The organism is Erwinia piriflorinigrans CFBP 5888, from assembly GCF_001050515.1.
GTDB classification, from domain to species: domain Bacteria; phylum Pseudomonadota; class Gammaproteobacteria; order Enterobacterales; family Enterobacteriaceae; genus Erwinia; species Erwinia piriflorinigrans.
This window is the reverse complement of the sequence record NZ_CAHS01000013.1, coordinates 342,094-359,859: the sequence shown is the minus strand read 5'-3', so window position 1 is coordinate 359,859 and position 17,766 is coordinate 342,094. Positions and strand designations below refer to the sequence as shown.

15 protein-coding genes, 5 tRNA genes and 5 other RNA genes are annotated in these 17,766 nt (G+C 52.2%); all 25 read right to left on the bottom strand.

Going from position 1 to position 17,766, the window contains the following annotated elements; genetic code table 11:
* Positions 1–42: 42 nt before the first annotated feature.
* Positions 43–115 (bottom strand) — tRNA-Val (locus tag EPIR_RS06165).
* A 32-nt stretch (positions 116–147) separates the two neighbouring features.
* Positions 148–264, bottom strand: a non-coding RNA gene (locus tag EPIR_RS18115) — RtT sRNA.
* Between the two features lie 13 nt (positions 265–277).
* Positions 278–402, bottom strand: a non-coding RNA gene (locus EPIR_RS18110) — RtT sRNA.
* 13 nt (positions 403–415) lie between these two features.
* A tRNA-Lys gene (locus EPIR_RS06160) sits at positions 416–491 on the bottom strand.
* Between the two features lie 4 nt (positions 492–495).
* Positions 496–571 (bottom strand) — tRNA-Val (locus EPIR_RS06155).
* Positions 572–603: 32 nt separating this feature from the next.
* Positions 604–728: non-coding RNA, RtT sRNA (locus EPIR_RS18105), on the bottom strand.
* A 13-nt stretch (positions 729–741) separates the two neighbouring features.
* Positions 742–865: non-coding RNA, RtT sRNA (locus EPIR_RS18100), on the bottom strand.
* A 13-nt stretch (positions 866–878) separates the two neighbouring features.
* Positions 879–954 (bottom strand) — tRNA-Lys (locus EPIR_RS06150).
* Between the two features lie 22 nt (positions 955–976).
* Positions 977–1,101: non-coding RNA, RtT sRNA (locus tag EPIR_RS18095), on the bottom strand.
* A gap of 12 nt (positions 1,102–1,113) precedes the next feature.
* Positions 1,114–1,189: transfer RNA gene (locus EPIR_RS06145), tRNA-Lys, on the bottom strand.
* Positions 1,190–1,352: 163 nt separating this feature from the next.
* On the bottom strand, positions 1,353–2,162 hold the full coding sequence (cpoB, locus tag EPIR_RS06140; protein WP_023654454.1) for a cell division protein CpoB: 810 nt from the start codon (positions 2,160–2,162) through the stop codon (positions 1,353–1,355).
* A 9-nt stretch (positions 2,163–2,171) separates the two neighbouring features.
* Complete coding sequence (gene pal / locus EPIR_RS06135) at positions 2,172–2,690, bottom strand: peptidoglycan-associated lipoprotein Pal (RefSeq protein ID WP_023654453.1); 519 nt, start codon at positions 2,688–2,690, stop codon at positions 2,172–2,174.
* Positions 2,691–2,734: 44 nt separating this feature from the next.
* Positions 2,735–4,027, bottom strand: a complete 1,293-nt coding sequence (gene tolB / locus EPIR_RS06130) for a Tol-Pal system beta propeller repeat protein TolB (protein WP_023654452.1) — start codon at positions 4,025–4,027, stop codon at positions 2,735–2,737.
* A 109-nt stretch (positions 4,028–4,136) separates the two neighbouring features.
* Positions 4,137–5,387 (bottom strand): cell envelope integrity protein TolA, encoded by a 1,251-nt coding sequence (gene tolA / locus EPIR_RS06125; RefSeq protein ID WP_023654451.1) that lies wholly within the window; start codon positions 5,385–5,387, stop codon positions 4,137–4,139.
* A gap of 29 nt (positions 5,388–5,416) precedes the next feature.
* Positions 5,417–5,845 (bottom strand): colicin uptake protein TolR, encoded by a 429-nt coding sequence (gene tolR / locus EPIR_RS06120; RefSeq protein ID WP_023654450.1) that lies wholly within the window; start codon positions 5,843–5,845, stop codon positions 5,417–5,419.
* A 12-nt stretch (positions 5,846–5,857) separates the two neighbouring features.
* On the bottom strand, positions 5,858–6,544 hold the full coding sequence (tolQ, locus tag EPIR_RS06115; RefSeq protein ID WP_048697007.1) for a Tol-Pal system protein TolQ: 687 nt from the start codon (positions 6,542–6,544) through the stop codon (positions 5,858–5,860).
* Complete coding sequence (gene ybgC, locus EPIR_RS06110) at positions 6,541–6,945, bottom strand: tol-pal system-associated acyl-CoA thioesterase (protein ID WP_023654448.1); 405 nt, start codon at positions 6,943–6,945, stop codon at positions 6,541–6,543. The genes tolQ and ybgC overlap by 4 nt, the downstream gene beginning before the upstream one ends.
* 243 nt (positions 6,946–7,188) lie before the next feature.
* Positions 7,189–7,296 (bottom strand): cytochrome bd-I oxidase subunit CydX, encoded by a 108-nt coding sequence (gene cydX / locus EPIR_RS18090; protein WP_023654447.1) that lies wholly within the window; start codon positions 7,294–7,296, stop codon positions 7,189–7,191.
* Between the two features lie 15 nt (positions 7,297–7,311).
* Complete coding sequence (gene cydB / locus EPIR_RS06105; protein WP_023654446.1) at positions 7,312–8,451, bottom strand: cytochrome d ubiquinol oxidase subunit II; 1,140 nt, start codon at positions 8,449–8,451, stop codon at positions 7,312–7,314.
* A complete protein-coding gene (cydA, locus tag EPIR_RS06100) occupies positions 8,445–10,025 on the bottom strand; it encodes a cytochrome ubiquinol oxidase subunit I (RefSeq protein WP_023654445.1) in 1,581 nt (526 codons plus the stop codon). The genes cydB and cydA overlap by 7 nt, the downstream gene beginning before the upstream one ends.
* A gap of 616 nt (positions 10,026–10,641) precedes the next feature.
* Positions 10,642–11,514, bottom strand: coding sequence for a succinate--CoA ligase subunit alpha (gene sucD, locus EPIR_RS06095; protein ID WP_023654442.1), 873 nt, complete (start codon positions 11,512–11,514; stop codon positions 10,642–10,644).
* Positions 11,514–12,680, bottom strand: coding sequence for an ADP-forming succinate--CoA ligase subunit beta (gene sucC / locus EPIR_RS06090; protein ID WP_023654441.1), 1,167 nt, complete (start codon positions 12,678–12,680; stop codon positions 11,514–11,516). Before sucC ends, sucD begins: the two co-directional genes overlap by 1 nt.
* Before the next feature lie 96 nt (positions 12,681–12,776).
* Complete coding sequence (odhB, locus tag EPIR_RS06085) at positions 12,777–13,994, bottom strand: 2-oxoglutarate dehydrogenase complex dihydrolipoyllysine-residue succinyltransferase (protein WP_023654440.1); 1,218 nt, start codon at positions 13,992–13,994, stop codon at positions 12,777–12,779.
* A 13-nt stretch (positions 13,995–14,007) separates the two neighbouring features.
* Positions 14,008–16,815: a 2-oxoglutarate dehydrogenase E1 component gene (gene sucA, locus EPIR_RS06080; RefSeq protein ID WP_023654439.1), complete on the bottom strand. Its 2,808-nt coding sequence runs from the start codon at positions 16,813–16,815 to the stop codon at positions 14,008–14,010.
* Positions 16,816–17,044: 229 nt separating this feature from the next.
* A complete protein-coding gene (locus EPIR_RS06075; RefSeq protein WP_023654438.1) occupies positions 17,045–17,761 on the bottom strand; it encodes a succinate dehydrogenase iron-sulfur subunit in 717 nt (238 codons plus the stop codon).
* Between the last annotated feature and the right edge of the window lie 5 nt (positions 17,762–17,766).

Below are 17,766 nucleotides of genomic sequence, written 5' to 3'. Positions count from 1 at the left end.
TTCAATCCCCTGCTCTACCGACTGAGCTAACGACCCGATAGGTGGGTGATGACGGGCTCGAACCGCCGACCCCCTCCGTGTAAAGGAGATGCTCTACCAACTGAGCTAATCACCCATATCGAAACTATTTATTCAAACTGCTTGCTGTAACCGGTGGTACAACATGACTCGGCTAAGCCTCGCCCTGCGGGTCGTTGCCTCTGGCAACGCTGTCTCGCTCCCGCTCGACTCGACCGTTCGAACCCTGCACGGTTTATACCGTTTACTGCTTTGAATATGGTGGGTCGTGCAGGATGACTCGGCTTCGCCTCGCCCTGCGGGTCGTTGCCGCTGGCAACGCTGTCTCGCTTTCGCTCGACTCGACCTGCTGCAGGTTCGAACCCCGCACGGTTTACACCGTTTACTGCTTTGAATATGGTGGGTCGTGCAGGATTCGAACCTGCGACCAATTGATTAAAAGTCAACTGCTCTACCAACTGAGCTAACGACCCGATATGGTGGGTGATGACGGGCTCGAACCGCCGACCCCCTCCGTGTAAAGGAGATGCTCTACCAACTGAGCTAATCACCCATATCGAAACTATTTATTCAAACTGCTTGCTGTAACCGGTAGTACAGGATGACTCGGCTACGCCTCACCCTGCGGGTCGTTGCCTCTGGCAACGCTGTCTCGCTCCCGCTCGACTCGACCTGCTGCAGGTTCGAACCCTGCACGGTTTATACCGTTTACTGCTTTAAATATGGTGGGTCGTGCAGGATGACTCGGCTACGCCTCGCCCTGCGGGTCGTTGCCTCTGGCAACGCTGTCTCGCTCCCGCTCGACTCGACCTGCTGCAGGTTCGACCCTGCACGGTTTATACCGTTTACTACTTTAAATATGGTGGGTCGTGCAGGATTCGAACCTGCGACCAATTGATTAAAAGTCAACTGCTCTACCAACTGAGCTAACGACCCGAAATTCTGTAAATCTTTAAAGTGGTGGGTCGTGCAGGATGACTCGGCTACGCCTCGCTCTGCGGGTCGTTGCCTCTGGCAACGTTGTCTCGCTTTCGCTCGACTCGACCTGCTGCAGGTTCGAACCCTGCACGGTTTTCACCGTATACTACTTTAAAGTGGTGGGTCGTGCAGGATTCGAACCTGCGACCAATTGATTAAAAGTCAACTGCTCTACCAACTGAGCTAACGACCCACTTTTGTGCTGCTGGAGCCTCTGAACATATCCCCCGGCAACGGCGGCATATATTACTGATTTGAATTTCCAGCGCAACCACTATTTCAATACTGAGAGTCCAACTGCTTAGCTTTCATGCGGTAAGAGCATAATTCAGGCAAAAACAGGCCCTTTAGCGCTTTTAAAGCGTTGCAGATCGCTTCTCAGACAGTTTCGCGGCCTCGCTATTCGGATACAGCTTTATGACCTGCTGATAAACCGCTTTCGCTTTCGCCTTATCACCCTTTTCCTGCATGATCACCCCAACCTTAAACAGAGCATCAGCACTTTTAGGTGACTTAGGATATTTTTTTACCACGGTGGCGAAATAGTACGCCGCATCGTCTTTTTTGCCTTTGTTGTAATTCAGCTGCCCCAGCCAATAGTTAGCATTGGGTTGGTAGGTTGAATCCGGGTAATTCTTAACAAAAGCCTGAAAAGCCGAAATAGCACTATCGTATTGTTTTTTCTCCAGCACCAATGCAACCGCAGCATTATAGTCAGTGTTGGCATCGCCGCTCTGAACAGGTACAGACGCTGCTGCGGTGTTGCTACCCGCTTTGTTATCTGTTGTGGCGCTGTCCGTTGCAGATGCAGCCTTATCAACGTTTCCCGACGGTGCCGCAGCGGCATTTGAAGCGCCGCTGGTCAAACTGTCAATCTGCTGATATATGCCTTTCTGACGTTCAACCACCTGATTAAGCTGATAGCTGTTTTCCTGGATCTGCCCGCGCAAAGCGTCAATATCGTTTTGCGTTTCGGAAAGCTGCTGTTGAAGTTGCTGGAGGAGTTGAGCCTGAGCGTTCGAAATACGCTCAAGGGTAGTGACACGGTCTTCAACCGAGCCGGAGCCAACGCTACTGATTGATGCCTGGGCATTAGCGGCCCAGGGGGCCGCTACGCCAATCAGTAACGACAGACTCAGGAGATGAGTTCTGAAGCTACTAATCATGTGACTCTCTTAGTATACCAGTACGGCACGACGGTTTTTAGCATACGCTGACTCGTCGTGACCCAGTACTGCAGGTTTTTCTTTACCGTAAGAAACGATAGAGATCTGATCTTCAGCAACGCCTTTACCCTGCAGGTACATTTTGACCGCTGAAGCACGACGTTCGCCCAAGGCGATGTTGTACTCAGGGGTACCGCGCTCATCCGCATGACCTTCAATAGTCACTTTGTAAGATGGGTTGCTACGCAGGAAATTAGCGTGCGCATCCAGCATCCGAGCGAAATCAGACTGGATGTCATACTTGTCCAGACCGAAATAAACGATGTTGTTTTTCTGCAGTTCCTGCATTTGCAGGCGAGCCTGCTCATCAGAAGACATGTTGCCGCTGTTCATACCGCTGTTGGCAGAACCGTCCAAGCCCATTCCGTTAGTCTGGTCGCTGTTGTTGTTTTTGTGAGAGCTACATGCCGCTACTGCGATAACTGGCAGTGCCAGCATGAAGCCTTTCAGCACTTTATTCAGTTGCATTTTTTAATTCCTATTATAGTTTGCCATACATATTTACACATGCATCACAGATACGGCGACCAGGCAGGAAATTTTACCTGTCCATCAGTTGCCGGAAGACGCGCTTTGAAACGCCCATCCGTCGAAACCAACTGCAATACGGAACCCATGCCCTGAGTGGAGCTATAGATTACCATTGTGCCGTTAGGTGCGAGACTTGGCGTCTCATCCAGGAACGTGTCCGTTAGTTTTTGAACGGCTCCGGTTACCAGATCTTGTCGAGCGACGTGTTGAGCGCCGCTATTGGTGCTAATCATCACCATAGATTTGCCATCGGAGCTAACGTCCGCATCCTGGTTTTGTGAACCTTCCCAGGTAATGCGTTGGGCAGTGCCGCCGTTAACGCCGATTTTATAAATTTGTGGCCTGCCTGCCTGATCGGAAGTGTAAGCCAGGCTCTGACTATCCGGGAACCATGTAGGCTCTGTGCTGTTGTAACGGCCGTCGGTAATTTGACTAATCTGACCAGATCCAACATCCATTACATAAATATTCAGGCTTCCGGTTTTAGACAATGCAAACGCCAGCTTGCTGCCATCCGGTGAAAATGACGGTGCGCCATTGTGCCGTGGGAAAGAGGCGACCTGCCTGATTGCACCATTTGCCAGAGTCTGAATAACTAGCGCAGACTTGCCGCTTTCAAAGGTCACATAAGCAACTTTGCTACCGTCAGGCGACCAGGCCGGAGACATCAACGGCTGTGGCGAGCGGTGCACAACAAACTGGTTGTAGCCATCATAATCAGAAACACGCAGTTCGTATGGGAACTGACCGCCGTTAGTCTGCACAACATAGGCGATACGGGTACGGAATGCACCTTTAATTGCTGTCAGTTTTTCAAAACTCTCATCGCTGGCGCTGTGCGCAGCATAACGCAACCACTGCTTGGTGACTTTGAACTGGTTCTGAGCCAGCACCGCCCCCGGATTTCCAGATGTATCAACCAACTGATAAGAGACCGTATAGCTGCCGTCAGCCCCTGGCTGAACCTGCCCAACAACAACCGCATCAATGCCCAGCGCGGTCCAGGCCGCAGGCTGCACTTCCGCTACCGAAGTGGGCTGTTGCGGTAAACGTGCACGATCGATTGGATTAAATTTACCACTATTACGTAAATCCGCAGCAACGATGCCACCAATGTCTTCCGGCGCGGCACCTGGGCCGTCCCATTTAAATGGCACAACGCCAATAGGACGAGCGGTGTTCACACCCTGAGTAATTTCAATGCGTACTTCTGCATGCGCAACCGCCACAAACAGCATTAAAACGCTCAGCGCTACACGAAATGCCTGCTTCATTATTTCTCCCTTATCTGGGTATCACACCCACGATAATTAGCTATTTATCAACTATCCTAAGAGTACGACCTGTTTAACATAGTTCAACAGCACACAGGTTAGCAAAATCTTACGGCTTAAATTCGAGAGTGGCCTCTTTCACCGCCTGCCAAACATCCTGACTCGGGGGTTTGGGGATTTTAGCCATACGCGCCGCATTAATTGCCGCCTGACAAAGCGCTGAATCGCCTCCTGCCCCAGTGGCAGAAATGAGCAGTCCGTCAGGAGCCAGTTTAATGTGTACATCACAGGTCTTGCCTGCAAAGGTGTCAGCGTCGTAAAACTTGCTTTCGATCGCGCCTTTCACCTGACCCAGATAACTGTTAATTTCGGCACCCGATGCGCCCGCTTTCTTCTGCTGGCCCTGCCCTGCGGCACCGCCTCCGCCGGCAGCCTTGCCCGACTTCGGTGCGTTTTTGCCCGCGGTGAGATCGCCCAGAAGGTCACCGACGTCGCCGGATTCTTTCGCCGCTTCAGCAGCCGCTTTCTTTTTCGCATCCGCTGCGGCTTTTGCCTTCGCGGCAGCATCAGCTTTTGCCTTCGCGGCGGCTGCCGCTTTCTCTTTCGCGGCTTCCGCCGCTTGCGCTTTGGCCTCGGCAGCGGCCTGCTCTTTCGCTTCCTGAGCCGCTTTCGCCTCTGCCGCCGCTTTAGCTTTCGCGTCGGTAGCTGCTTTTGCTTTAGCGGCTTGTGCGGCCGCCTGTTTAGCTTCAGTCTCAGCCTGTTTCTTAGCGTCAGCCGCTACTTGTTTAGCTTCTTCTGCCGCTTTTTTCTGTGCATCAGCTGCAGCTTGCTTAGCTTTTTCCGCCGCCTGTTTCTGTGCTTCAGCCGCCGCTTTTTTAGCCTCTTCCGCCGCCTGTTTCTGCGCTTCAGTAGCCGCTTTTTTAGCGTCTTCCGCCGCCTGTTTCTGTGCTTCAGCTGCGGCTTGCTTAGCGTCTTCCGCCGCTTGTTTCTGTTCGGCAGCCTGCTGCTTCGCCTCTTCCTGAGCCTGAAGACGCTCTTTCTCGACCTGCTTCAGACGCTGCTGTTCAGCGGCCTGCTTCTGCTGCAACTCTTCCGCCTGCAGTTTCGCCTGCTTATCACGCTGTTGCTCTGCACGCTGGCTGTCGCTTTGCTGATTTTTCTGACGATTATACTGCTCTACCACTGCGCCCGGATCAACCATAACGGCATCGATATCGCTACCGCCGCCGCCACCGCCACTGGCATCTATATTTTCGTCAAACGAGCTCCATATCAGTAGTGCAATCAATATGATATGCAGGATCACTGATAGGGTTATGGCACGTTTTAACTTATCGTTTTGCTCGGTTGCCTTCGACACTGTCGGTTCCCAAAAACGGTTCGTATGAATTAAATCGGCTGCGTCATCAATCCAACAGACTTCACGCCCGCCTGATGCAGCAAGTTCAATGCCTTAATGATTTCCTCATAAGGAACCTCTTTGGCTCCGCCAATAAGGAATACCGTCTTAGGATTAGCCGTCAGGCGGCTCTGCGCTTCGGCAACGACCTGTTCTGCCGGCAACTGCTCCATCCGGTCATGATCGACAACCAGGCTGTACTGCCCTACGCCAGAAACTTCCACAATGACCGGTGGATTATCATTACTGGAGACGGTTTTAGAATCTGTTGCGTCCGGTAAATCGACCTCAACGCTCTGGGTGATAATCGGCGCTGTTGCCATGAATATCAGCAACAGTACCAACAGCACGTCCAGCAGCGGCACAATATTGATCTCGGATTTGACTTCGCGGCGACCGCGACCACGTCTTCTGGCCATATAACCTCCGACTTACTTGCCGACGTCGCTAGAAAACGCCTGACGGTGCAGGATAGCCGTGAACTCTTCCATAAAGTTATCGTAGTTCTGTTCCAGCTTATTCACGCGCAGAGTCAGTCGGTTATAAGCCATAACCGCAGGGATAGCCGCAAACAGACCGATGGCAGTGGCGATCAATGCTTCGGCAATCCCCGGAGCGACCATCTGCAATGTGGCCTGTTTGACCGCGCCCAGCGCGATAAACGCATGCATAATCCCCCAGACCGTACCAAACAGACCAATATATGGACTGATGGAACCGACGGTGCCAAGAAAAGGAATATGGTTTTCCAGCGTTTCCAGCTCACGGTTCATGGAAATACGCATCGCACGCGTCGCTCCTTCCACCACGGCTTCTGGAGCATGATTGTTAGCACGATGCAGGCGGGCAAACTCTTTAAACCCCGCATAGAAAATTTGTTCCGACCCGCCTAATTCATCCCGACGAGCCTGGCTTTCCTGATAAAGACGCGACAGCTCAATACCGGACCAGAACTTATCTTCGAATGCGTCTGCATCACGCACGGCCGCATTGAGGATACGTGTACGTTGAATGATCACTGCCCAAGAGGCGATAGAAAACCCGATCAAAATCAACATAATAAGTTTGACCAGAAGGCTCGCCTTCAGGAACAAATCAAGAATGTTCATGTCAGTCACTGCTTGAACTCCGCGACAATAGACTTAGGAAGCGCTATCGGCTTCATTAGATGTGGATTGATGCAGGCGATCAAAACCTCTGCCTCATTGAGCACACGCCCTTCTGCATTTATGATGCGTTGTGCAAATGTCATAGTAGTTCTGCTCATGGCAACAACCTCGCTTTGCACGTCAAGTAGCTCGTCAAGACGAGCAGCAGCCAGGTAATCGACCGTGATCCGCCGCACAACAAAGCCCACCTGCAGTTCAAGCAGAGCCTGCTGACTGAAATGGTGCTGGCGCAGCATTTCAGTGCGTGCCCGTTCATAAAAAGCGACATAGCTGGCATGGAAGACCACACCGCCGGCGTCAGTGTCTTCATAATAGACACGTACCGGCCATCGAAACAGCGTTGTACTCACTCTACATCCCGATATTGCTAAACGTTGGTCAGGAAAACGTTGCTACTATACGCAAGAGCATACGCCTTGGGAATGGGTTGCCATAGGGGAGTGAAAATAATTATTACACGCTTACAACTTCGTTAATTTTAGCATATTTGTTAAACAATCATTAACAAACAATCTAGCCACTTCCATAGACAGGGGCCCTGTACGGGCCCCGTTATACTTGCTAAAGACGAGAGCTAACCTTTGTCATCAGGATTATTCGTCACTCCCGGTCTGTGCTTCTGCTTGCTCCAGCGCCAGAGCCGTAATAATTCCGCAGCCGCAGGCCAGTAACGTGCCAAGAACCCAGGCAAAATACCACATAATGACGATCCTTTTTTAGTAGAGGGAATGGCTGTTATTTTCAATTTGCTCTTTCGTCAAACGACCAAACATCTTGTAGTAACACCAGGTTGTATAAGCCAGGATAATCGGTACGAAAATGAGCGCTGCCACGGTCATCACTTTCAACGTCAACAGGGTTGAAGTCGCATCCCACATGGTCAGACTCATCGCGGGGGACAGGCTGGAAGGCATGACAAACGGAAACATTGCCACGCCCGCAGTCATGATCACGCAAGCCAGCGTTAACGAAGAAAAGATGAAAGCCGCAGCGCCTTTTTCATATCGTGAACAGATGATGGTGAATACCGGCAATACCATCCCCAACATCGGGATGGCCCAAAGAATCGGAGTTGCATTGAAGTTCAGCATCCAGGCTCCGGCCTGGCGTGCGACTTCTTTCACCAGCGGGTTGGATGGCGCATTATGATCCAATGCTGACGTCAATAGATATCCATCGATGCCATATCTCACCCAGATCCCCGCCAGCGCAAAGCACAGCATCATGACCAGCGCCGCAATTTGCGCAGTCTTACAGGAGCGCTGATGCAGTTCGCCAACGGTACGCATTTGCAGGTAGGTTGCTCCCTGGGTCAGGATCATCGTCACACTCACTATCCCTACCAGCAGCCCGAACGGGTTCAACAGCTGAAAGAAGTTACCGCTGTAGAACAGACGCAGATCGTTATCGATATGGAAAGGCACCCCTTGCAGCAGGTTGCCAAAGGCAACTCCAATCACTAACGGGGGGACAAAGCTGCCAATAAAAATGCCCCAGTCCCACAGAGTACGCCAGCGCATGTCTTCAATTTTCGAACGATAATCAAAACCGATCGGACGAAAGAACAGTGCAGCCAGCACCAGTATCATCGCCACATAGAACCCAGAGAAAGCAGCTGCGTAGACCATCGGCCAGGCCGCAAACAGCGCTCCTCCAGCGGTAATAAGCCATACCTGATTCCCGTCCCAGTGCGGAGCGATGCTGTTGATCATAATCCGGCGTTCGGTATCGGTGCGCCCAAGAATACGCGTCAACATTCCTACGCCCATATCAAAGCCATCGGCGACGGCAAAACCAATCAGTAGAATGCCAATTAACAGCCACCAGATAAACCGCATCAGTTCATAAGTTAACATTTATAGGCTCCTGACTTAGCGTGGAGAGGGCTGGAAAGCTCGTAGTGATAACGTCCAGTTTTCAAGCTGCTCGGTCCCAGGCGGGCAAATTTAAACATCAGATACATTTCGGCGACCAGGAACAGCGTATAAAGACCGCAAATCAGCCCCATTGAAAAGAGCAGGTCACCCACCGTTAGGGAGGAGTTTGCTACTGCCGTCGGCAGAACTTCACCGATCGCCCACGGCTGGCGACCGTATTCAGCAACAAACCAACCCGATTCAATCGCAATCCAGGGCAAGGGAATGGCAAATAACGCGCACTTCAACAGCGTTGGACGCTGACCAATACGGTTACGTATCACTGACCAGAATGACAGGGCAATAATCAGCAGCATCAGCACGCCACATCCCACCATAATACGGAAGGAGAAATAGAGCGGAGCCACACGCGGGATAGAATCTTTTGTCGCTTGTCGTATCTGCTCCTCACTGGCAGCGGCCACATCAGGGGTATAACGTTTCAGCAGCAGCCCGTAACCAAGATCCTGTTTCGCAGCATTAAACGCAACACGCAAGGCGGGATCCTGATTTCCGCTGCGCAATTCCTGCAACATCACCCAGGCCTTGATACCATTACGGATACGTACCTCATGCTCTTCCATCAGTTGTTTAAGGCCGGTGACCTGCTTATCCGTGGAACGCGTCGCCACCAGGCCAAGCGCCCAGGGGATCTGTACCGCATAGTGATTCTGTTGCGCATTCTGGTCAGGTAAACCGAACAGGGTGAAAGCGGCAGGGGCAGGCTGGGTTTCCCATTCGGCTTCTATCGCTGCGAGTTTCGTCTTTTGTACGTCACCCACTTCATAGCCAGATTCATCGCCAAGCACAATCACAGAGAGGATCGCGGCCATGCCAAAACTGGCGGCAATGGCAAATGAACGTTTAGCAAAAGCCGTATCGCGGCCACGCAGCAAATAATAAGCACTGATGCCAAGAACAAACATAGCGCCGCAGGTATAACCGGCGGCAACGGTATGGACAAATTTCACCTGTGCAACCGGATTCAGCACCAGTTCAGAGAAGCTGACCATCTCCATACGCATCGTTTCGAAGTTAAATTCCGACGCCACCGGGTTCTGCATCCAGCCGTTGGCCACCAGTATCCATAATGCCGAAAGGTTAGAGCCGAGAGCGACCAGCCAGGTGACCGCCAAATGCTGTACTTTACCCAGCCTGTCCCAGCCGAAAAAGAACAATCCGACAAAGGTGGATTCAAGGAAAAAGGCCATTAAACCTTCGATGGCCAACGGGGCGCCAAATATATCCCCAACATAATGCGAGTAATAGGACCAGTTAGTGCCAAACTGAAACTCCATAGTGAGTCCGGTTGCCACGCCCAGGGCAAAGTTAATACCAAACAACTTGCCCCAAAACTTGGTCATGTCTTTATAAATTTGCTTGCCGGACAAGACATAGACACTTTCCATAATGGCTAATAAAAATGCCATGCCCAGCGTCAAAGGTACAAACAGGAAATGATACATCGCTGTTAATGCAAACTGTAAACGCGACAGTTCGACAATATCCAACATATTAACTCCTTGCTTAGCAAGTGGGTGCTGTCAGAAGCCATGCTGAGTCAACCACCTCAACAATATTCGGTGACTTCACAATGAATAACGAGAATTTTGTATTTTATAGTCGTTCCTGACCCAAAACAGAAAGCCTGAGCCAGATAACTCAAGAGCAACTTAATATTTCAAACCATCACTGTATCAATCATGATCTTCTCAGGACTCTGCCAGCCCCTGATTAAGCTATTTTATGAAGACCGTCTTATTTCTAACTAAATATATTAATTATTAATGAATTAATACCCCGATAATTATCACGACCCCATTTAATCGAATTAAGCGGTAATACGCCAGAAATATAGCCAATAAATAACTGGCGCAACATTGATATAGAACAATATTTGACGGGACAGATGTATGATAGCGCGAAGGTAATGTTAAGCAGGCGTGTACCTTATCTTACTCAAATGAAAAAAAATCAACGCAAAAAAGTTAAGAACGAAATTCCCGGCATGCATCTATTTTTATTCATCCCAGATCGGCAGTCTGATATGAATAATAATATGGCAGAGATTGACGTAAAAAAGCCACCCGAAGGTGGCTAATTGTTAAATATTTTTAATACCAGGCGAATTTACTGTGGTAGTACCGCTTTCACAGCATCACCGATATCGGCAAGGCTACGGACGGTTTTCACACCGGCCGCTTCCAGCGCAGCGAACTTCTCGTCTGCCGTGCCTTTACCGCCGGCGATAATGGCACCGGCGTGGCCCATACGTTTGCCCTTCGGCGCGGTCACACCAGCGATATAACCCACCACCGGCTTGGTGACGTGCTCTTTAATAAATGCTGCCGCTTCTTCTTCAGCACTACCGCCGATTTCCCCGATCATCACGATCGCTTCCGTCTGCGGGTCATCCTGGAACAGCTTCAGAATATCGATAAAGTTTGAACCGGGGATCGGATCGCCGCCAATACCCACGCAGGTTGACTGGCCGTAACCGATATCAGTGGTCTGCTTGACCGCTTCATAGGTCAAAGTCCCTGAACGGGAAACGATACCGATGCGGCCCGGCTGGTGAATATGGCCAGGCATAATGCCAATCTTACAGGCACCAGGTGTGATCACACCCGGGCAGTTTGGACCGATCATCCGCACACCGGCTTCATCCAGTTTCACCTTCACCGTCAGCATATCCAGAGTCGGAATGCCTTCGGTAATGGTAATGATCAGCTTGATGCCCGCTTCAATGGCTTCCAGGATACCGTCTTTGCAGAACGGAGCCGGAACGTAGATGACCGATGCGGTTGCGCCCGTCGCGTCGACCGCTTCGCGCACGGTATTAAACACCGGCAGACCAAGATGCTCAGTACCGCCCTTGCCGGGAGTGACGCCACCCACCAACTGAGTACCGTATGCCAGCGCCTGCTCGGAGTGGAAAGTCCCCTGGCCACCGGTGAAGCCTTGGCAGATTACCTTCGTGTTTTTATCGATCAAAATAGACATTATTTACCCTCCGCTGCGGCAACAACGCGCTGCGCCGCGTCGCTCAGGCTGGTTGCTGCAATAATATTCAGGCCGCTGTCGGCCAGTTTTCTGGCACCCAGCTCGGCATTGTTCCCTTCCAGACGAACCACCACCGGCACGTTAACGCCCACTTCCGCCACGGCACCGATGATCCCATCTGCGATCAGGTCGCAGCGCACGATACCGCCGAAGATGTTAACGAACACCGCTTTTACCGCGTCGTCAGACAGAATGATTTTAAAGGCTTCGGTCACGCGCTCTTTGGTCGCGCCGCCGCCAACGTCGAGGAAGTTCGCTGGCTGTCCACCGCTTAGCTTCACGATATCCATCGTGCCCATCGCCAAGCCTGCACCGTTTACCATGCAACCAATGTTACCTTCCAGCGCAACATAGTTCAGTTCCCACTGGGCAGCATGTGCTTCACGCGAATCTTCCTGACTTGGATCACGCATTTCGCGCAGATCCGGCTGGCGGAACAGCGCATTACCGTCGGCCGTCAGTTTTCCGTCCAGACACACCAGATCGCCCTGCTTGGTGATCACCAGTGGGTTGATCTCAACCAGAGCCAGATCGCGCTCCAGGAACAGCGTAGCCAGACCCATAAAGATTTTGGTGAACTGACCAACCTGCTTACCGGTCAGACCCAGCTTGAACGCCAGCTCACGCCCCTGATAAGGCTGCGGGCCGGTCAGTGGATCGAGCGCCATTTTGTGGATCAGGTGCGGGGTTTCTTCCGCTACCTTTTCGATTTCTACCCCACCCTCGGTGGAAGCCATAAACACCACGCGGCGGGTACCACGATCGACAACTGCGCCAAGATACAGTTCTTTGTCGATATCGGTAGCGGCTTCAACCAGGATCTGGTTAACAGGCTGACCGTTGGCATCTGTCTGATAGGTCACCAGACGTTTACCCAACCAGTTTTCGGCAAAAGCACGGATATCTTCTTTACTGTTTACCACCTTCACACCGCCCGCTTTACCACGGCCACCGGCATGAACCTGACATTTCACTACCCACGGGCCAGCACCAATCTTGGAGGCGGCTTCTTCTGCTTCGCGTGGCGTTGTGCAGGCATAACCGGTGGGTGCCGGTAAGCCATACCGTGCAAACAACTGCTTTGCCTGATACTCGTGTAAGTTCATGATGTTCTATCCATTCAGATCTGAAAAGACGGAGCTGCCATAAGCAGCCATACATAGGGTTGGGTGCGGCATCATTGCATGCCGCACGCCGGGTATTTAGACGTCCAGCAGCAGACGGGTCGGATCTTCCAGCAGCTCTTTAATCGCTACCAGATAACCGACAGATTCACGCCCATCGATCAGACGGTGATCGTAAGAGAGCGCCAGGTACATCATTGGCTGGATCACTACCTGTCCATTGACCGCCATCGGGCGATCTTTGATTGCATGCATACCGAGGATGGCGCTCTGTGGCGGGTTGATAATTGGCGTGGACATCAGCGAACCAAATACACCACCATTGGTGATAGTGAAGTTACCACCGGTCAGTTCATCAACAGTCAGCTTACCGTCACGTCCTTTCACCGCCAGCTCTTTGATTTTCTTCTCAATGTCGGCCATAGTCAGCGCATCAACATCCTTCAGCACCGGGGTAACCAGACCGCGCGGCGTTGAGACGGCAATACTGACGTCAAAGTAGTTATGATAAACCACATCCGTACCGTCGATTGAGGCATTCACTTCCGGATAACGCTTCAGCGCCTCAACAACGGCCTTGATGTAGAAGGACATAAAGCCCAGGCGAACGCCGTGACGTTTTTCGAATGCTTCACCATACTGCTTACGCAACGCCATAATCGGCTGCATATTCACTTCATTGAAAGTGGTGAGCATCGCGGTGCTGTTTTTCGCTTCCAGCAGACGTTCGGCTACGCGTTTGCGCAGACGGGTCATCGGCACGCGTTTTTCACTGCGATTCGCCAGCCCCACTGGCGCGGCGGCTTCTGCCGCTTTTGGTTCAGCTTTTGCCGCCGGGGCCTGCGCCAGATGCTTCTCCACATCTTCACGCGTGATGCGTCCACCGACACCGCTGCCTTTGATTGCTGCCGGATCGAGGCTGTGCTCGGCAATCAGACGACGGATTGCCGGGCTGAGAGCATCATTGCTCTCTTCTTCCAGTGAAGCCGTCTGCCGCTGGGCTGGTGTCGATTCATTGGCTTCGACTTTGGCAGAGGTCTCTTTGCCAGCGCTGTTGCCCTCTTTCAGACGACCCAGCGCCTGACGAGAAATGACCGTAGCACCTTCGTCTTCAAGGATGGCTTCCAGCACGCCATCGGCAGAAGCCGGTACTTCCAGAACTACCTTGTCGGTTTCAATTTCCACCAGCACTTCATCACGCTTGACGCTGTCGCCGGGTTTTTTATGCCAGGTGGCGACGGTGGCATCAGCCACGGACTCAGGCAGGTCAGGAACAACGATATCTACGCTACTCATTTTCTTTCCTTAATTATTCAACGTTCAGCGCGTCATTAACCAGGTCTTGCTGCTGCTGCTGGTGAACGGACATATAACCCACTGCCGGTGATGCTGAAGCAGGACGACCGGCATAACGTAATGAAGCCCCAAACGGGACGATTTCACGGAAGTGATGCTGACTACAGTACCATGCACCCTGATTAAGTGGCTCTTCCTGACACCAGACAAAATCATGTACGTGGGAGTACTGCTTCAACACATCCTGAACCGCTTTGTGTGGGAACGGATAGAGCTGTTCGATACGCACGATAGCGACATCGGTTTGCTCATTCTTGCGGCGCTTATCCAGCAGATCGTAGTAAACCTTACCGGAACAGAGCACCACGCGTTTCACCGACTTCGCATCAAGCGCGTCGATTTCGCCAATCGCCGGCTGGAAAGCTCCCTCAGCCAACTCTTCCAATGAAGAGACCGCCAGCGGATGACGTAACAGTGACTTCGGTGACATCACCACTAATGGGCGACGCATCCCACGCAGCGCCTGACGACGCAACATATGGTAAACCTGCGCGGGGGTAGAAGGGACGCAAACCTGCATATTCTGCTCGGCGCAAAGCTGAAGGTAGCGCTCGAGACGCGCGGAGGAATGCTCCGGCCCCTGCCCTTCGTAACCGTGAGGCAGTAGCATCACAAGGCCACACATACGGCCCCATTTCTGCTCACCGGAGCTGATGAACTGGTCAATGACCACCTGAGCACCGTTGGCGAAATCACCGAACTGCGCTTCCCAGATGGTCAATGTACGCGGTTCTGCGGTCGCGTAGCCATATTCAAACGCCAGTACCGCTTCTTCAGAAAGCACGGAGTCCCATACTTTAAAGGTGCCCTGACCGTTATGAACATGCTGTAGCGGGGTGTAGGTCGATCCATTGGATTGATTGTGAATCACCGCATGACGGTGGAAGAAGGTGCCGCGACCCATATCCTCGCCGGAGAGACGGCATGGAATGCCTTCATCCACCAGCGTGGCATAGGCGAGATTTTCCGCCGCGCCCCAGTCGAACGGCTTGTTACCAGCGGCCATTTCTGCACGATCGTTATAGATTTTGGTCACGCGCGACTGCATTTCTACCGCTTCCGGCACGGTGCTGATGCGCTTAGCCAGCCCTTGCAAGCGCTTGAGTTCAATGCGCTCGGGATAACTCTCATCCCAGTCGTGATTCAGGTACGGTGACCAGGTAAAGGAGTGCTGACTCATAGGACGCCATTCCGGCACCACACATTCGCCTTCATCCAGGGCATCACGGTACAGGTTGACCATTTCCGTGGCATCTTCCAGGCGGGTAACCTGCTCGGCTTCCAGCTTGTCAGCATAGATTTTACGCGGCGTAGGATGCTTTTTGATTTTCTGGTACATCACCGGCTGCGTGGCGCTTGGCTCATCGGCTTCGTTATGGCCATGACGGCGATAGCAAACCAGATCGATAAACACATCGCGTTTGAAGGTGTTACGGAAATCTAACGCCAGACGGGTGACAAAGGCTACCGCTTCCGGATCGTCAGCGTTGACGTGGAAGATAGGTGCCATCACCATTTTACCAATGTCGGTGCAATACTGCGTAGAGCGCGCATCTTTGGGATTTGAGGTGGTGAAACCGATTTGGTTATTGATCACGATACGCACCGTACCGCCCACTTCATAACCGCGCGCTTCGGACATATTAAGGGTTTCTTGCACTACGCCCTGTCCGATAACCGCAGCATCACCGTGGATGGTAATCGGCAACACTTTATTACTACCCGGCTGATCGAGCCGATCGAGACGGGCACGTACCGACCCCATGACCACCGGACTGACAATTTCCAGATGCGAAGGGTTAAACGCCAGCGCCAGGTGAACCATGCCGCCTTCGGTTTCCACATCGGAAGAGAAGCCCATATGGTACTTAACGTCACCCGTACCGAGATGTTCTTTATGCTTGCCGGAGAATTCGTCGAACAGATCCTGCGGCTTTTTGCCCAGTACGTTGATCAGCACGTTCAGGCGGCCACGGTGCGCCATACCCAAAACCACTTCGCGCGTGCCGCTTTTACCTGCATGGCGGATCATCTCGTTCAGCATCGGCACCAGCGCATCACCGCCTTCCAGCGAGAAGCGTTTCGCACCGGGGAATTTTGCCCCCAGATAACGCTCCAGACCTTCTGCGGCGGTCAGCTGCTTGAGGAAACCTTTTTTCTCTTCAACAGAGTAGGAAGCCCGCCCCACCACCGATTCAAGACGCTGCTGTATCCAGCGCTTTTCATCGGTGTTGGTGATATGCATATATTCTGCACCAATGGAGCCGCAGTAGGTTTGCTTCAGCGCATCGTACAGATCGGCCAGCTTCATCGTCTCTTTGCCGATGGCAAAAGAACCCACGTTGAAACTTTCCTGGAAATCAGCATCGCTCAGGCCATGATAGCCCGGATCAAGATCCGCTACTGATTCCTGTTTCCAAAGCCCGAGCGGGTCAAGGTTGGCCTGCTGATGGCCGCGAAAACGAAACGCGTTGATCAGCTGCAAAACCTTAACCTGTTTGGCGTTGGTTGCAGGGTCGCTGACGGAGGTGTTGTAACGCGAAGCATCTTTCGCCAGACGGCGGAAATATTCGCGAGTGGTGGAGTGGATTTGTTCAGGTCTAACCCCAGTTCCAGGAAGCTGCTGGAAGAGAGACTTCCAGGCCACATCGACAGAATCAGGATCGGTTAAAAAGTCCTCATAGAGCTGCTCTATGTAGGACTGGTTCGCGCCGGCCAGCCAGGAGGAGTCCAGCCAGGGTTTCATCGCGCTGTTCTGCATTGTGATCCCTTAAGCATATTTGTGCTTTTTTTCGCCGTGGTTGTTTAATGGAACCTTTGCAAGTCCCGCGCCGCGTTAACGGCTTACCGTGATACGGTTCTTCGATACGAGCGACCGGCCCGTAAGGGAACCTTTGTAAAAGGTTTCCGCTAACTTTCGTCTGGCGAACACCCCTTACAAAGATGGCCTGATAAAACGCCGGGAACCTTTGACTCCCGGCGTTTTGGCGTTAAGCACCCCGCTGCAGCAACATCGACTTGATATGGCCAATCGCCCGGGTTGGGTTCAGCCCTTTCGGACAGACGCTCACACAGTTCATGATACTGTGACAACGGAACACGCTGAAAGCATCATTCAGATTGTCAAGACGCGCATCTGTTTCGGTATCACGGCTGTCAATCAGGAAACGATAAGCTGCCAGCAGGCCAGCCGGGCCAATAAACTTGTCCGGGTTCCACCAGAATGACGGGCATGAGGTGGAACAACAGGCGCAAAGAATACATTCGTACAGGCCATCCAGCTTTTCACGCTGTTCTGGCGGCTGAAGATGCTCCCTTGCTGGCGGTTTCTGCCCATTATTCAATAGGTAAGGCTTAATCTTCTCATACTGCGCATAGAATTGCCCCATGTCTACTACCAAATCGCGGATCACCGGTAAACCGGGTAGCGGACGGATAACAATTTTCTTTTTGCCGTTGCCTAATGCAGAGACTGGCGTAATACAGGCCAGGCCATTTTTACCGTTCATATTCAGGCCATCAGAGCCACATACACCCTCACGGCAGGAACGGCGGAATGCTAGCGTCGGATCTTTCTCCTTCAGACGCATTAGCGCGTCCAGCAGCATCATGTCACGACCGTCTTCCGACTCCAGCTGATAATCCTGCATGCGCGGAGCATCATCGACATCCGGGTTATAACGATAGATGGAAAATTCGAGTCTCATGGTGT

Bases quoted from the DNA above. Each gene is read 5' to 3' on its own strand.
- tolB (WP_023654452.1), bottom strand. From the start codon at position 4,027: ATGAAGCAGGCATTTCGTGTAGCGCTGAGCGTTTTAATGCTGTTTGTG.
- cydX (WP_023654447.1), bottom strand. From the start codon at position 7,296: ATGTGGTATTTTGCCTGGGTTCTTGGCACGTTACTGGCCTGCGGCTGC.
- cydB (WP_023654446.1), bottom strand. From the start codon at position 8,451: ATGTTAACTTATGAACTGATGCGGTTTATCTGGTGGCTGTTAATTGGC.
- tolR (WP_023654450.1), bottom strand. From the start codon at position 5,845: ATGGCCAGAAGACGTGGTCGCGGTCGCCGCGAAGTCAAATCCGAGATC.
- sucD (WP_023654442.1), bottom strand. From the start codon at position 11,514: ATGTCTATTTTGATCGATAAAAACACGAAGGTAATCTGCCAAGGCTTC.
- pal (WP_023654453.1), bottom strand. From the start codon at position 2,690: ATGCAACTGAATAAAGTGCTGAAAGGCTTCATGCTGGCACTGCCAGTT.
- odhB (WP_023654440.1), bottom strand. From the start codon at position 13,994: ATGAGTAGCGTAGATATCGTTGTTCCTGACCTGCCTGAGTCCGTGGCT.
- cpoB (WP_023654454.1), bottom strand. From the start codon at position 2,162: ATGATTAGTAGCTTCAGAACTCATCTCCTGAGTCTGTCGTTACTGATT.
- cydA (WP_023654445.1), bottom strand. From the start codon at position 10,025: ATGTTGGATATTGTCGAACTGTCGCGTTTACAGTTTGCATTAACAGCG.
- sucA (WP_023654439.1), bottom strand. From the start codon at position 16,815: ATGCAGAACAGCGCGATGAAACCCTGGCTGGACTCCTCCTGGCTGGCC.
- EPIR_RS06075 (WP_023654438.1), bottom strand. From the start codon at position 17,761: ATGAGACTCGAATTTTCCATCTATCGTTATAACCCGGATGTCGATGAT.
- sucC (WP_023654441.1), bottom strand. From the start codon at position 12,680: ATGAACTTACACGAGTATCAGGCAAAGCAGTTGTTTGCACGGTATGGC.